Raw genomic sequence first — 15,430 nt, 5'->3', positions numbered from 1 at the left:
CCCCCCCACCCCCCCCCCCCCCCCCCCCCACCCCCCGCCACACCCACAAACCACCCCACCGTCACCGCCGCCACCACCGGAATCACCCCCGCCGCCCAGTTCAGCGGTGTTCCGGCCCCCGCGTCCGGTACCGCCGCCAGCAGTGGGAACGGCGGCAGGAGTGGGGCGGGCGCCGAGGACAGGGGGGAGACGACGTGGCCGACGCCGAGGGTGAAGCCGGGGCCGAGGGCGTACGACGCTCCCCACACGGCCGCGTTCGGCACGAGCGCCATGCAGAGCAACAGCACCGCGAACTGCCCGGACCCCCCTTCCGTCAGCTGCAGAAAAGACCTCCTGGCCGCCTCGCCGTGCCAGATCAGCGACACCGTCAGCAGCAGCGCCCCACCCCCGACCAGCACGGCCGCCCCGGCACCCGCGGCGCGCGCCGCGGCGAAGAGACGGGACGGGAAATCCGGTACGAGGAGAAGACGCCGTACCCGCCGCCGTACCCACGGCGGCATATGGTTCAGCACGCTGTAGACCGGCTCACCCGTGCGCCCGTACGCCGTCCAGACCCCCGCCCCCGCCGCCACCGTCGCGACCACCGGCACACACACGCACACCCACACCCACGACGGCCGCAACGCACCCCCCGAGGCATACAGAGCCGCCGCCGCACCGACTCCGATATAGCCGAGGACCACGCCCGCCAACGCCACCACCGGCCCCGGCCCCGGCTCCTCACCGCTGCCGCGTCCGTCCACCTCACGCTCGTCCGCCGCGACGTCCCGCGCCGCCCGGTGCAGCAGCAGCACCGGCAGCACGAGCAGCATCAGCGGGGTGACGCCGACCGGCGCGGGGCCGCCGGATAGCGAGTCGGTGCGGACCAGGTCGGCCCCGTGCGCCAGCAGCCACAGCGCGGCGGCGACATGCAGCGCCCCGTCCGGCCCGCTGTCGGGATACGGCGAACTGATCCACAGCACCAACACCAGCACTGCGAACGACCCGAGCCCCACCGCCGCCGCCAGCGCACCGGCCAGCAGGCTCGCGGTCAGCCCGGGCGAACGGTCGCGCATCCGGGCGAGCAGCAACGACAACGACGAACGGCGGCGAACGGTCATCTGGGTCACGCCCGCCATGGTCCCAACGACACGCGCTTTCCCGTCGTAACAGGCAAACCACCGATGTGTCGCTCAATATATGTTTATGTACTTTTTCGTACGAAAGGGCGAGCCGTGAAGCAGAGCCCTTCGACCCCGCTCCCCCCGCCCGACGAACGCCGACGCCTGCGCGAGGCCCAGTCGTTGACGCAGGCTCAGGTCGCGGCGCGGGTGGGCGTCGCCCGGGAAACGGTCCGCTCGTGGGAGACCGGCCGGACGACTCCGCGCGGCCGGAAACGGGAGGCCTACGCGAGGCTGCTGGCCGAACTCGCACTCGAGAAGAGCGGGAAGAGCGAGAAGGACCAGAAGGACGAGAAGGCCCAGAAGGACGACGAGAAGGTGACGGCGGGTCAAGACCTCGCTCCCGTGACGATCGACCTGCGGTCCGACGCCCTGACGCCCGCTCAGGCCTTCGACGCGCTGTACGCGTTCTGCGCACCCGCCCTGGTCCGGCAGACGTATCTGCTCACGGGGCGCCGCGAACTCGCCCGCGAGTCGGTCGAGCGGGCCTTCCAACTCGCCTGGCAGAGCTGGCCGGAGGTGGCGCTCGACCGTGACCCGGCGGGCTGGGTGCGGGCGACGGCGTACGAGTGCGCCCTCTCCCCCTGGCACCGCCTCCGCCCGCGCTACCGGCACCCCGAACCGCCCCCCGCCGACGCCACCGACCGCGCGCTGATGGACGTACTCCTGACACTCCCGCCACCACACCGCCGCACGCTCCTGCTGTACGACGGTGTAGGCCTCGATCTGCCGGACACGGCGGCGGAGACGGAGGCGAGCACTCCGGCGGCGGCGAACCGCCTGCTGCACGCGCGCGCGGCGATCGCCGAACGGCTGCCGGAGCTGTCCGACCCGGCCGAACTCCACCGCCGGCTCGCCACCCTCGCCTCCACCGAACGCCTCCGCGCCGCCCAGCCCCCCGCGGTCCGCCACGGCAGCGAACGCCGCGCCCGCTTCTGGACCCGCGCCGCCATCGCCTTCACCGTCGCCCTCATCGGCACCACAGCCCTCACCCTCCGCTCGGCCCCGACCCACTACGAGCCACCGGTAGCACCAGGGAGCGACGTACGCGGCGTCCCGAAACGCGTGGCCCCGGGCCCGCTGTCGGAGGCGGAGTGGAAACTGCGCGAGAAGCTGCGGAAGGAGTCGGCGAAAGGCCCGGAGAGACTGCAGCCCACATTGCCCTAGCCCCAGCTGCGGGCAGCCGGTCCGCTCCAGCTGCGGGCATTCGTGCCGCCTAGGGCGGCACGGGTGGGCGCAGGCGGCACCCCGCCAGCGCGGGCAAGCGAAACGCCGGTAGGCCCGCCCCCACCCCGGGAACGGGCCCACCAACGTTCAGCCAAGAAACTGCTCAGCCGGCAAGAAGCTCCCGCGCCAGCTTCGCCGTCTCGGTAGGCGTCTTGCCCACCTTGACGCCCGCAGCCTCCAGCGCCTCCTTCTTCGCAGCGGCCGTACCGGACGAACCGGACACGATCGCACCCGCGTGACCCATGGTCTTGCCCTCGGGCGCGGTGAAGCCCGCAACGTAGCCGACGACCGGCTTCTTCACGTTCTCCTTGATGAAGGCCGCGGCCCGCTCCTCGGCGTCGCCACCGATCTCACCGATCATCACGATCAGGTCGGTGTCGGGGTCGGCCTCGAACGCGGCGAGGGCGTCGATGTGGGTCGTACCGATGACCGGGTCACCACCGATGCCGACGGCGGAGGAGAAGCCGATGTCACGGAGCTCGTACATCATCTGGTACGTCAGCGTGCCGGACTTCGACACCAGACCGATGCGGCCCGGCTTGGTGATGTCGCCCGGGATGATGCCGGCGTTCGACTGACCCGGGGTGATGAGACCGGGGCAGTTCGGGCCGATGATCCGGGTCTTGTTGCCCTGCGACACGGCGTACGCGTAGAACGCGGCCGAGTCGTGGACGGCGATGCCCTCGGTGATGACGACCGCGAGCGGGATCTCGGCGTCGATCGCCTCGACGACCGCGGCTTTGGCGAAGGCCGGCGGCACGAAGAGGACGGACACGTTCGCGCCCGTCTTCTCGATCGCCTCGGCGACCGTGCCGAAGACCGGGATCTCGTTGCCGTCGATGTCGACCGACGTGCCCGCCTTACGCGGGTTCACGCCACCGACGATGTTCGTGCCGTCGGCCAGCATGAGCTTGGTGTGCTTCATGCCCGTGGCACCGGTCATGCCCTGAACGATGACCTTGCTGTCCTTGTTGAGGAAGATAGCCATGGTGGTCTGAGTCCCTCGATCCCTTACTTCGCAGCCGCGAGCTCGGCGGCCTTGTCGGCCGCGCCGTCCATGGTGTCCACGCGCTGGACCAGCGGGTGGTTGGCGTCCGACAGGATCTGACGACCCAGCTCGGCGTTGTTGCCGTCGAGGCGGACGACGAGCGGCTTGGTGACGTCCTCGCCCTTGGTCTTCAGGAGCTCCAGGGCCTGGACGATGCCGTTGGCGACCTCGTCGCAGGCGGTGATGCCGCCGAAGACGTTGACGAAGACGGACTTGACGTCCGGGTCGCCCAGGATGATCTCCAGGCCGTTCGCCATGACCTGCGCGGAGGCGCCGCCGCCGATGTCGAGGAAGTTGGCGGGCTTGACGCCACCGTGCTTCTCGCCGGCGTACGCGACGACGTCCAGGGTGCTCATGACGAGACCCGCGCCGTTGCCGATGATGCCGACCTCGCCGTCGAGCTTGACGTAGTTGAGGTTCTTCTCCTTGGCCGCGGCCTCCAGCGGGTTCGCGGAGTCCTTGTCCTGGAGGGCCTCGTGGTCCGGCTGGCGGAACTCGGCGTTCTCGTCCAGGGAGACCTTGCCGTCCAGGGCGATGACGTCGCCGGACGCGACCTTCGCCAGCGGGTTGACCTCGACCAGGAGGGCGTCCTCCTTGATGAAGGTGTCCCACAGGGTGACGAGGATGTCGGCGACCTTGTCGGCGACGTCGGCCGGGAACTTCGCGGCCGCGACGATCTCGCGGGCCTTCTGCGGGGTCACGCCCTCGTTGGCGTCGATCGGCGTCTTGGCGACGGCCTCCGGACGGTTGGCCGCCACCTCCTCGATCTCCACGCCGCCCTCGACGGAGGCGATGGAGAGGAAGGTGCGGTTGGCACGGTCCAGGAGGAAGGAGACGTAGTACTCCTCCACGATCTCCGGAGCCGTCTCGGCGATCATCACCTTGTGGACCGTGTGGCCCTTGATGTCCATGCCGAGGATGTCCGTCGCGCGGGCGACGGCCTCGTCCGGGGTCGCGGCGAGCTTCACGCCGCCGGCCTTGCCACGGCCACCGACCTTCACCTGAGCCTTGACGACGGACTTGCCACCGAGGCGCTCAGTGGCTGCGCGGGCCGCCTCAGGCGTGTCGATGACTTCACCGGCCAGCACCGGTACATCGTGCTTGGCGAAGAGGTCCCTCGCCTGGTACTCGAACAGGTCCACGCGCTTCCGTCCCTATCAGTGATCTCGCGGTTCGTTGTCTGCGTGGGCGTGCCGCGAGGGCAACGTGACGTCCGCTGTCTGTCACAAGGGAGGCGCACACGGTGTCCGAGCGCGCGGCATGTCCGTCTCGCAGGTTATCGCCGCCGGACAAGGGTCTCTAAATCAGGGGTCACACCTGAGCGGTGATACCTGTCACATGATGCCGCGATCACTGGCACGGCGTGCCGCAGGTGAAAGGCCTCACCGGGCTGGGGTTGACCCGGTGAGGCCTCTTCAACAGCCCCCTCAGCGGCGCGACAGCGCCTCTTCAGGGGTGCGAGGCCGGTTGATCCCCACCCCAATGGGGATCAGCCGGCCCGTCCGCGGGGTGCCGGCCGGACGGTCCGACGGCTTCGGCCGTCCGGGTCCATCGCCGCCGCGGAGTCGGTGAGTGCGCCGAATGACGGTTCCGCCGGGTCCCGTCGTACGGCGTCGGTGGCGGGCCTGCGGTCAGATGCTGTACGGGGTTCCGTACTGCGTGCCGGAGGCGTAGCCGGTGGCGTCCTGCGCGTAGCTCTGGATGTTCTGGACGTAGGCCGGAGTGACCGATTCGGCGACCCCGTCGACGCCGGTCACGGCGTGCTCGGCGAGTGGGCCCGCGGCGGCCTGGACGGTCCCGGTCAGCTCCTGCGCGAAGGGCACGGCCTGCCCGGCGACACCGTGGACGAAGGGGTCGACCTCACCGACGACGCCGTACGCGAAGGGCCGCACCTCACCGGTGACGCCGTACGCCAGCTCCGTGGCGCTCCCGCCGACGCCCTGCACGACCGGGCGAACCGTTTCCACAGCCGCCTCGACCACCGGCTGCACCGCTCCGGCGACCCCGTACGCGAACGGCTGCACCGCCCCGGCGACCCCGTACGCGAACGGCGGCACCTGCCCGGCCACGCCTTGCGCCAGCGGCGGTACGGCGCCGACGACGCCGCCCGCGAAGGGCTCGACGTCGCCCACCACGCCGTACGCCAGCGCACCCGCGTCCCCGACGGCCTGCTCCCCGACCGGGACCACGCCGTGCACAGCGGCGTTGCCGACGGGCGGCAGGACGGCGTGCGTGGTGTCGTCGGCGACCTGGCCGGCCAGACCGGTGGCGTACGGCGGTACGTCCGCGACGACCCCGCCCACGACCGGCTGCACCCCGGCGACGGCGCCGCCTGCGACGCCCCGCACATCGGCGACCGCCCCGGTGGCGACCGGCGGCACACCCTGCACGACGCCACCGGCGACGGGCTGGACATCCGCGACGACTCCGTACGCCAGCGCGCTCGCGGCGTCGACCGCGTACCCGGCGGTGGCCCCGACCCCGGCGACCGTCTGCCCGACGACCGGCGTCACCCCGTCCACGGCGTGGCCGGCGACGGGCACGACCCCGCCGACGGCGCCCTCGGCGACCGGCGTCACCCCGTCCACCGCATGGGTGGCGGCAGGCGCCACCCCGCCGACGGCGCCCTCGGCGACCGGCACGACACCGGCCACGGTCTGTTCCGCGACCGGGACGACGCCGTGCACGGCGTGATCGGCGACGGGCGGCACGGCCGCGACGACCGTCTCCTCGACGACCGGCGTGACTGTCCCCGGGACGCTGCTGACAGTCCCGACGACGTGCTGCTTCACCCCGCCGACCGTGCCGGTGAGGTGACCGGGGACGGCGGAGACGGAAGCCTCGGCGGCACTGGTGACGGCGGTGGTTTGCGAGGTGGCCGTGCCGAGGACGGGGGCGGTGTGGGCGTGGGCTCCGGTGACGGTGGCCTGCGCGGTGCCGGTGGCGGCGGTCGACAGGCGGGCCGCGTGGCCCTCCACGCCGGTGAGCGTGGAGTGGGCCGAGCCGGTGACCGTGGCGGCCGTACCGGCGGCACGGCCCTGGACCCCGGTGACCGTGGTCTGCGCGGTGCCGGTCACGCCCGCTGCCGTGCGGCCCGCGCCCGCGACCACGTGCTGGGCCTTGGTGCGTACGACGCCGTCGATGCCCTGGGCCTGGGCGCGGGCGGCCGACTGGGTGGCCTGGAGCTTCGTCTGGGCGGCGGCCAGGGCCTTCTCCAGTTCGGGGGCGAAGGCGGAGAGGGGGCCGAAGAGGTAGTCGATGCCGCCGCGCGGTGCGGTGGGGGCGTCGGAGGCCGTGGCGGTGGCGTGGACCGTGGCCGAGGTGTTCTCGGCGGTGGCGCGGACCGTGCCCGCGGCGTCCGCTGCCGTGACCTTGGCCTCGGCCTGCGCGGCGCGCGCGGCCTTGGCGCCCTGGATCGCCTGGGCGCCCCTCACCTTGGACGCCTTCGGGACGGTCACCTGCGCGTCGACGTACCGGCGAGCCTGCTCGGCGGCGCCGGCGGCAGCCTTGTCGGTGGTGGCGCCGGTCGCCTGAGTGGTCGACGTCGCCTCGGCGGTGGTGTCCCCGGCGGCGCCGGAGACCGTGTCCGTCACGCCGGTGACGACGCCGTCAACCGTGTCGGTGACGTTCCCGAGCGTGTCGGTGAGGGCGGTGGTCACGTCGGACGTGACGTCGTCGGTCGTCGCGTCAGGCGTGGTCACGGACGCTGCGGGCAACTCGTCCGCGCTGGCCACGGAGGAACCGAGCGCCCAGGCGCCGGTGACACCGGCGGCTATGACGATGGAGCGGCGGATGTTCTTGTTCATACGTGCGTCAGATCCTTAGATCCTTGAGGGCTCGAACGACCCTGGGGAGCCCCGAAGCCCTTGGAACTCAAGGCACTTCGGGAGGCTGGGGACATGTCCGTCACCGCCGCACCCGCTCGCCTCCGTAGGTCCGCCATTCCGTCCGTCGTCCCGCACGGTTCGGGAAGAGCGAACCGGTGGACGCGGATGTGGATGTGGATCCGGATGCGATGACAGGTGCCGATACGGCTCCGGCGGCTTCCGCCCGGAGATCGGAGGGGTGTCCGGACGGGAGGGCAGACCTGGTCCGCCCCCGCGCGGAAGGTCTACGGCGGGGGGGAGGGCTGCCCTATGCCGGGGAGACGGGAATGTCCGGGTGCCTGTCCCGGGTCTCGCACGCGTCATGACGCGCGGCGGCGCCGGCCACCAGCCTCAGCGGCGCCCGGTGGTACAGAGCGACGGCATGCGCATCGCCGTGCCGCGAGGCGCCGTTGTCGGCCGCCGAACGGTTGCCCAGCGCACCCCCCGGATCACCGCCGGGAGCGGGCTGGTCGGGCGCGTGCTCGGTGGGCCGGACGCGATGCCCGGCGGCCCGCGTCGCGTCGCCGGCCGACGTCACGTCGGCGACGAACACCGGGCCATACGTTACGGCCCCTGCCCCGTCCGTACGTTGCTCGGAGGCGCCGTCGCCCACCGCCTCGCCGTCCGCGCCCGCGCCCGGCCCCGGCTGCGGTGCCGACGTGACCGGGGCGGGGAGCGTCTGCCCCGGCAGTCCCGGAAGCACCGGCGGAAGGGGCAGTTCGGGCAGCCCAGGCAGCAGGGCACCCGGGAATTCCGGCAGCACCGGCGACTCGGGCGTCAGCGGCAGGGACGGCAGCAACGACAGCGGCGGTATGTTCCTCTGCGCCTCGGCCAGCCCCTCGGTCACACCCCCCACCAGATCACCGACCGGCCGCACGACCCGCTCGCCCACGGATCCGACGACCTCCTCGGTCACCGGTCGGCGTATGCGATCGGCGGGCCCGGGGGTGCGCGGGTGAGGGAGTGCCTTGTCGGCCTGGGGGCGCTGGGGAACGGTGACTTCGGAGGAGTTGACCTCAGGGGAGGTCGACTTGGAGGAGCCCGCGTCAGAGGCCACAGCCTCGACCGCGTCACCAGCCGCCCCGCCCCCACCCTCGGCCGGCGGACTCACCAACCGCCCGACCGTGGCCCGCGTCGCCGCCAGGACTCCGTCCCCCGGCTCCGTTTGCCGCACGGCCTCGACCGAGGTCGCCGACGTCATACCGTCCCCGTCCGTCGCGTGCGCCTGCTCCCCGTAGAGCAGTCCGAGCGCGAACAACCCACACACCAGCAGCGCCAGTTCCAGCGCACGCCGCCCGGCCGCTGTGCGCATGACACGCAGAGCGGCACCGGACAGGGCTGCTGAGAAGGTCAAGAGGGGGTGGGTCCTCCCGTGCGGCGGAACGAGCGACAGGTCGGCGCGACGCATGCGGGCAAGCGGGGCGCGGCGCACCGCTGACAAGGCCTCGATCCTTGCACGCGCCTCCCGAGGTTCCGCAAGCCCCCTCGGCACCGATGGGTACACATGTCCCATTTGCTGGCCGAAGTCGGTCGACAAATCGTCAGCGAACCGACTTCACCGCCCTCCTCTCCTCCCGTCCTCCTCCCTCCCGTCGTCATGCGCTGTCCGGAACCGGCAACGGCCGCTTCTCGATCGCCGCAGCCATCACCTCGGGGAACAGATCGGGCGTGCAGGCGAAAGCCGGCGCGCCCAGCGCCGCGAGTGCGGCCGCGTGCTCCCGGTCATACGCGGGCGCCCCCTCGTCCGACAGCGCGAGAAGCGTCACGAACTGCACCCCCGCCCCCTTCATCGCCGCGACCCGCTTGAGCATCTCGTTCCGTATGCCTCCCTCGTACAGGTCGCTGATCAGCACGACCACCGTCTCCGCGGGCCGGGTGATCTGCGACTGGCAGTACGCGAGCGCCCGGTTGATGTCCGTACCGCCGCCGAGTTGCGTGCCGAAGAGCACGTCGACCGGATCGTCGAGCTGGTCGGTGAGGTCGACGACGGCCGTGTCGAAGACGACCAGCCGCGTACTGATCGACCGCATGGACGCCAGCACCGCCCCGAACACCGATGCGTAGACGACCGACGCCGCCATCGACCCCGACTGGTCGATGCAGAGGATGACCTCCTTCTTCACGGACTGGGAGGCCCGCCCGTATCCGATGAGCCGCTCGGGCACGATCGTCCGGTACTCGGGCAGGTAGTGCTTGAGGTTGGCCGCGATCGTGCGGTTCCAGTCGATGTCGTGGTGGCGGGGCCGGTTGACGCGCGCGCTGCGGTCGAGGGCGCCGGTGAGCGTGGCCCGGGTGCGGCTGGCGAGCCGCTTCTCGAGGTCCTCGACGACCTTGCGCACGACCGCCCGTGCCGTCTCCTTCGTGGTCTCCGGCATCGCCTTGTTCAGCGAGAGCAGCGTGCCGACGAGATGCACGTCCGCGTCCACCGCCTCCAGCATCTCCGGCTCTAGCAGCAGCGTGGCGAGGCCGAGCCGGTCGATGGCGTCACGCTGCATCACCTGCACCACGGAGGAGGGGAAGTACGTCCGGATGTCCCCGAGCCAGCGCGCCACGGACGGCGCCGACGCCCCCAGCCCCGCAGAACGGTCCCTCCCCGTCCGCGGTTTCTCCCCCTGCCCATAGAGCGCGGAGAGCGCCCCGTCCATCGCGGCGTCCTGCCCGGCCAGCGTGCATCCGGTGCCGTCGGCCGCGTCACCCCCGAGCACCAGCCGCCACCGCCGCAACCGCTCCTGCGCCGGGTCCATCGCCTCGGTCGTCATACGCCCACCCCCGTGAGAATCCGCCCCACCACAGACCGCTGTCCCGAAGCAGGCCGCCCCACCACAGGCCGCTGTCCCGAGGCAGGACGCCCCGCCGCAGGACGCTCCGCCACAGGCCCCTGCCCCGCCGCAGGCTGCCCCGTCACCGGCCGCGCCCAGAGCGGCATCACCCGCACGGTCGCCCTCGGACCGTCTGCCACCGTGAGCGACTGCCCGCCACCCATACCCGTGACCCCGTTCACCGCTTCACTACGCTCCCTCGGCCCACGCGGCTCCCCCGGCTCGCTCAACCTGTCGGTCGTCATCTCCCCACCCCCACGAGGTCGTTGGCGTCGGCGCTCGAGTGATCGCCGTCATCCAGCTCCAGCCCCAACAGCAACCGCACCACCGGCAGCACCGCGTCCGCGCGTGCCGTGTCCAGGTCGGGTGCGAACCCGGGTATCCCGGAGCCGGCGGCCGCCGTACTCCCCCGCGCCCCCGGTCCGCGCCGGACCAGTTCGCCGAGGGTCCGCCGCACCCCCGGCTCGTACGCCGAGAACGTCCGCCGCAGCAACGGCAGTACGTCCGTGAACGCCTCCGCCGGCACCCCCGTCAGCCAGGCGTCGACCAGTCCGAGCAACCGCTCGTCGTGGACGAGGAGCATCCCGCCGCCCGAACCCCCGCCGACGAACCCCTCGATCCACGCGGCCCCGTCCGCTGGTGCGGTCCCCGGCGACAGCACGAGCCCCATGAGCCGCGCCGCCTCGTCCTGGCCCAACTCCCCTTCGTCCAGCAGCAACCGCACCGCACGCCCCCGGACGACGCCGGGCACGGTGTCCCGTCCCGACAGCACCCGCAGCACCGACCGCCAGCGAACCCGCAGGTCACCGTGGCCCGGCGCGGAAGCGTCGCCCAGCAGCCCCACCGCCCCGTGCACGGCGTCCACATGGCGCCGCATCTCCTCCGCCGCGTCCGCGTCGAGCGCGGCGCACGCCGGAGGCAGGCCGACGAAGATCCGCTCGGCGAGGCCTGCCGCGACCTCGGCCAGGGCGCTGGTGTCCGTGCCGCGCACATCGCCGTATCTCAGGGAGCGGACCAGGGCGGGCAGGGCCTGGGCGAGATGGCCGACGTCGGTGTCCAGGGCGGCGCGGTCGGCGAGGATCCGCATCACCGTGGGCAGCGCGTCCGGCAGTTCGGCCAGCAGGCACCGCTCGGCGAGCGCGGTGACCTCGGCGAGGCCCTGCGCCGCCACAGCGTCGGCCTCCGCCTTGGCGGTCGCGGCAGCGAGCACGGTCGTCCCCCACACCCCGGCCTCGGCGACCCGCACGGACAGCTCCGGCTCCCACCGCAGCCGCCACGTCTCCCGGAACGTGCCCGTACTGCCCCGCGACGCCGCCGGATCACCCCACTCGACGCCCAGCAGCCGCAGCCGGTGCAGCAGCCTGCTGCGTCCGGCGTCGGTCTCCTTGCGCAGGTCGAGCTCCAACTCCCGCTCCAGCGCCTCCGGTTTGAGCCGCAGCCGACGCTGGATCCGGTCGAGGTCCCGCTGCAACGGCACGGCGGGCGCCGACCGCGGCACCTCCCCCAGCACATCGCCCACGACCAGCCGGTCGTGCACCAGCGCCAACGGCACGTCCGAGCCCTCGCACATCACCGCCCGTACGGCGTCGGTCGTCTCGCTCAGCCCGGGCAGCGGACGTCCGCGCATCGCGGCGAGCGTCTGAGCCAGCCGCACCGCCTCGATGACATGAGCCGAGGAGACGAGCCGGTCCTCGGCGCGCAGCAGCCCCGCGACCTTCGTCAGCCACCGCTCGACCGGCCGGTCCGGCGCGCTGAACAGATGCCCGTACCAGCCCGGCGAGTCGATGCCCGCGCCGTATCCGCTGACCCGCGCCAGCCTGCGGTGTGTCCACGGCACCCAGGTCATGTCCACCTTGACCTTGGGCAGCCCCTTCAGCAGTGCCCGGTCGGCGGAGACGGCAGCCTTTTCCCGCAGCGCGGGCACATGCCAGGCCCCGCACACCACGGCCGCCCCGTCCCCGAACTCACGCTGGGCCGCCCGCACTTGGAGCCGCATGTACGCCTCCCGCACGAGATCCCGGTCATGCCCCCCGGTCCCGTACACCTCCCGCAACGCCCCCATCGCCTCTTCCAGCACGACGAACGGCGCGAACGCGTCCCCCTCCCCGACCCCCCGGTGCTCGACCACGTCCTCCCACCACCGCTCGGGGTCGTCATAACCGGCGGCTTCGGCGAGCACGGCCAACGGATCGACACGGACGTCATCGACGGTGGGCGCCTGCGCCCCCTCAGAACCTGGGCCCTCACTGGCCTCCGCGTCCCGCTCCCACACCAGCGTGTGCGTGGCCGGCAAGTCGATGAAGCGGGCCGGTACTTCGTGGTCCAGGGCCCAGCGGATCGCGACCCACTCCGGGGAGAACTCGGCCAGCGGCCAGAACGCCGAACGTCCGGGCTCGTCCACGGCGTGGGCGAGGAGGGCGACCGGTGGCCGCATCTCCTCGTCGGCGGCGAGCGGAATCAGCGCGTCGGCCTCGGGTGGGCCCTCGATCAGTACGACCCGCGGCCGGGCCGCGTCCAGTGCCGCCCGCACGGCGCGCGCCGAGCCGGGCCCGTGATGCCGTACGCCGAGAAGCAGTGGCCCCGCGGCAGCACCCCCGCCCTTGTCGCTCACGCGCTCACCTCCCGGCATGCCCGGTAGAAGTCCTTCCAGCCGTCGCGCTCGCGGACGACCGCCTCCAGGTACTCCTGCCAGATGACCCGGTCGGCCGCCGGGTCACGGACGACGGCGCCGAGGATGCCCGCGGCGACGTCGCCGGCCCGCAGCACGCCGTCGCCGAAGTGAGCGGCCAGCGCCAGCCCGCTGGTGACGACGGAGATCGCCTCGGCGGTGGACAGCGTGCCGCTGGGCGACTTCACCTTCGTACGGCCGTCGGAGGTGACCCCGTCGCGCAGCTCGCGGAAGACGGTCACGACGCGGCGGATCTCGTCGACGCCGTCCGGCACGGACGGCAGGTCGAGGGAGCGGCCGATCTGGTCCACGCGACGGGAGACGATGTCGACCTCGGCCTCGACACTCTCCGGCAGCGGCAGCACGACCGTGTTGAAGCGGCGGCGCAGGGCGCTGGACAGGTCGTTGACCCCGCGGTCGCGGTCGTTGGCCGTGGCGATCAGGTTGAAGCCGCGGACCGCCTGCACCTCCTGCCCCAGCTCCGGTATCGGCAGCGTCTTCTCCGACAGGATCGTGATGAGCGTGTCCTGCACGTCGGCCGGGATGCGGGTCAGCTCCTCGACCCGCGCTGTCATCCCTTCGGCCATGGCCCGCATCACCGGGCTGGGCACGAGGGCGTCTCGGCTCGGCCCGTGCGCGAGCAACTGCGCGTAGTTCCAGCCGTACCGGATCGCCTCCTCCGGCGTGCCCGCCGTGCCCTGCACGAGCAGGGTCGAGTCCCCGCTGACCGCCGCGGCCAGATGCTCGGAGACCCAGGTCTTGGCGGTGCCGGGCACGCCGAGCAGCAGCAGGGCGCGGTCGGTGGCGAGTGTGGTGACGGCGACCTCGACGATGCGGCGCGGGCCGACGTACTTCGGTGTGATCACCGTGCCGTCCGGCAGGGTGCCGCCGAGGAGATACGTGGCGACGGCCCACGGCGACATCTTCCAGCGGGCCGGGCGCGGACGGTCGTCCTGCGCGGCCAGCGTGGCGAGTTCGGCGGCGAAGGCGTCCTCGGCGTGCGGGCGCAGCGCCGCCGCTTCCTGCGCGGAATCTTGCGCGGGCGTGTTCTCGGGCACTTCGACGGACGACGGTTCCACGGTCACAGACATGGCTGAGGCCCCCTCCAGCTCGGCCGGTTCGGATCTGGTGTCCACCGTGCACCACGCCACTGACAATCCGTTCTGACCTGCGCAAACGCGCTCGCCGGACCGATTGTCAGTGGTGGGATCTACCTTCGATGACATGACTCAGCAGGGGGTGCGCTGGACCGCGGACCAGGTGCTTGCACTGGCGCCTGACGCCGCGTCACGCAAGGCGGGAAGCAAACTCGGAGCGGCCGGGCCGTGGTCCGAGGCGGGCAGTTCCGACGAGGGGACGGTGTGGGGGCTGTGCAAGGGCAGTGGCAGCAAGCCGTATCAGACGGTCGTCGACATCGCGGACGCCTCCGGCCCCGCGTACAAGTGCAGTTGTCCGAGCCGCAAGTTCCCGTGCAAGCACGCGCTCGGGCTGCTGCTGCTCTGGGCGGGCGGGGACGGCGCGGTGCCGCCGGGCCGGGCGCCGGACTGGGCGGAGCAGTGGCTCGCGGGCAGACGCCGGCGCACCGAGGAGAAGCGGGCGGCGGGGCCGGCCGGTGCCACGTCCGGGTCCGGTGATCCGGAGGCCGCCCGGCGCCGGGCGGAGCGTCGCGCCGAGCGGGTCACCGCGGGGGCGTCGGAGCTGGAGCAGCGTCTGGCGGACCTGTTGCGCGGCGGCCTCGCGGGCGCGGAGCAGGCGGGGTACGGGCTGTGGGAGGAGACCGCGGCCCGCATGGTCGACGCCCAGGCCCCCGGACTGGCCTCACGCGTCCGCGAGTTGGGGGCGATCCCGGCGTCCGGTCCCGGCTGGCCGGTGCGGCTGCTGGAGGAGTGCGCCCTGCTCCATCTCCTCGACCAGGGCTGGCTGCGCCGCGAGCGGCTGCCCGAGGAACTGGCGGCGACGGTCCGCTCCCGCATCGGCCTGCCCGCCTCGGCGGACGGTCCGCCGGTCCGGGACCGCTGGCTGATCCTCGCCCAGTACGACACGGCCGATCCGAAGCTGACGACCCGCAGAATCTGGCTGCACGGCGCCGACACGGCTCGCACCGCGCTGCTCCTCTCCTACGGCGCCGCGGGCCGCGCTCCCGACCTGGCGCTGCCGGTCGGGCTGGCCCTGGACGCCGAGGTGTCCGCATACCCCGGAGCGGGGCAGCTGCGGTCTTCCCTGGGTGAGCGGTTCGCGCCACCCGCTCCGGCGGCGATACGTCCGCCGGGAGTGACGACGGCCCAGGCGGCCGCCCGTTACAGCGATGCGCTGCGGGACGACCCCTGGCTGGAGTCGGTCCCGGTCACGCTCGACCGCGTCATACCGACCCCGGACGGCGACTCCTGGCAACTGGCGGACGCCGACGGGCCAACGGCCCTGCCGCTGACCCCATCGGCCCGCTCCCACCCCGGCCTGTGGCGACTCGTCGCTCTATCCGGCGGCACCCCCGTCAAGGTCTTCGGCGAGTGCGGCCACCGGGGCTTCAACCCGCTGACCGCCTGGACGGAAGGAGCAGGTGAGGCGGTGGCGCTGTGCTGACCATGCATGTGTCCCGCCCCACCGGACACCCGACGTCGATGACCCTTCAACCACCACACAGC

The 15,430-nt window shown here is 72.7% G+C and carries 10 protein-coding genes; 2 read left to right on the top strand and 8 right to left on the bottom strand.

Going from position 1 to position 15,430, the window contains the following annotated elements; genetic code table 11:
- Nucleotides 1–1,118, bottom strand: a 1,118-nt coding sequence (locus KCH48_RS12080) for a DUF6350 family protein (protein WP_210572940.1), incomplete at its 3' end; no start/stop codon positions are given.
- 96 nt (nucleotides 1,119–1,214) lie between these two features.
- Here KCH48_RS12080 and KCH48_RS12075 point away from each other — a divergent pair.
- The gene (locus KCH48_RS12075; RefSeq protein WP_210572939.1) at nucleotides 1,215–2,327 is read left to right on the top strand and encodes a helix-turn-helix domain-containing protein; all 1,113 of its coding nucleotides are present in this window, start codon (nucleotides 1,215–1,217) and stop codon (nucleotides 2,325–2,327) included.
- 163 nt (nucleotides 2,328–2,490) lie between these two features.
- Here the strand turns inward: KCH48_RS12075 and sucD are convergent, their stop codons facing one another.
- The 7 genes from sucD to KCH48_RS12040 form a co-directional block, all read right to left on the bottom strand.
- Complete coding sequence (sucD, locus tag KCH48_RS12070; RefSeq protein ID WP_124439782.1) at nucleotides 2,491–3,375, bottom strand: succinate--CoA ligase subunit alpha; 885 nt, start codon at nucleotides 3,373–3,375, stop codon at nucleotides 2,491–2,493.
- A 23-nt stretch (nucleotides 3,376–3,398) separates the two neighbouring features.
- Nucleotides 3,399–4,577 (bottom strand): ADP-forming succinate--CoA ligase subunit beta, encoded by a 1,179-nt coding sequence (sucC, locus tag KCH48_RS12065; protein WP_210572937.1) that lies wholly within the window; start codon nucleotides 4,575–4,577, stop codon nucleotides 3,399–3,401.
- Nucleotides 4,578–5,066: 489 nt separating this feature from the next.
- Complete coding sequence (locus tag KCH48_RS12060) at nucleotides 5,067–7,241, bottom strand: hypothetical protein (RefSeq protein WP_210572936.1); 2,175 nt, start codon at nucleotides 7,239–7,241, stop codon at nucleotides 5,067–5,069.
- Between the two features lie 328 nt (nucleotides 7,242–7,569).
- Nucleotides 7,570–8,655: a hypothetical protein gene (locus KCH48_RS12055; protein WP_210572935.1), complete on the bottom strand. Its 1,086-nt coding sequence runs from the start codon at nucleotides 8,653–8,655 to the stop codon at nucleotides 7,570–7,572.
- 241 nt (nucleotides 8,656–8,896) lie between these two features.
- The gene (locus KCH48_RS12050) at nucleotides 8,897–10,060 is read right to left on the bottom strand and encodes a VWA domain-containing protein (protein ID WP_210572934.1); all 1,164 of its coding nucleotides are present in this window, start codon (nucleotides 10,058–10,060) and stop codon (nucleotides 8,897–8,899) included.
- A 301-nt stretch (nucleotides 10,061–10,361) separates the two neighbouring features.
- Nucleotides 10,362–12,749 carry a DUF5682 family protein gene (locus KCH48_RS12045; RefSeq protein ID WP_210572933.1) on the bottom strand — a complete coding sequence of 796 codons (2,388 nt, stop codon included), beginning with the start codon at nucleotides 12,747–12,749 and terminating at the stop codon, nucleotides 10,362–10,364.
- On the bottom strand, nucleotides 12,728–13,879 hold the full coding sequence (locus tag KCH48_RS12040; RefSeq protein ID WP_210572932.1) for an AAA family ATPase: 1,152 nt from the start codon (nucleotides 13,877–13,879) through the stop codon (nucleotides 12,728–12,730). The genes KCH48_RS12045 and KCH48_RS12040 overlap by 22 nt, the downstream gene beginning before the upstream one ends.
- Before the next feature lie 133 nt (nucleotides 13,880–14,012).
- Between KCH48_RS12040 and KCH48_RS12035 the strand changes: the two genes are divergently transcribed.
- Nucleotides 14,013–15,368, top strand: coding sequence for an SWIM zinc finger family protein (locus tag KCH48_RS12035; RefSeq protein WP_210572930.1), 1,356 nt, complete (start codon nucleotides 14,013–14,015; stop codon nucleotides 15,366–15,368).
- Nucleotides 15,369–15,430: the final 62 nt, after the last annotated feature.

The organism is Streptomyces sp. GESEQ-4, assembly GCF_017948455.1.
GTDB lineage: Bacteria > Actinomycetota > Actinomycetes > Streptomycetales > Streptomycetaceae > Streptomyces.
Note: the sequence above shows the minus strand (reverse complement) of the source record. Positions and strands in the feature narration are given on the sequence as shown.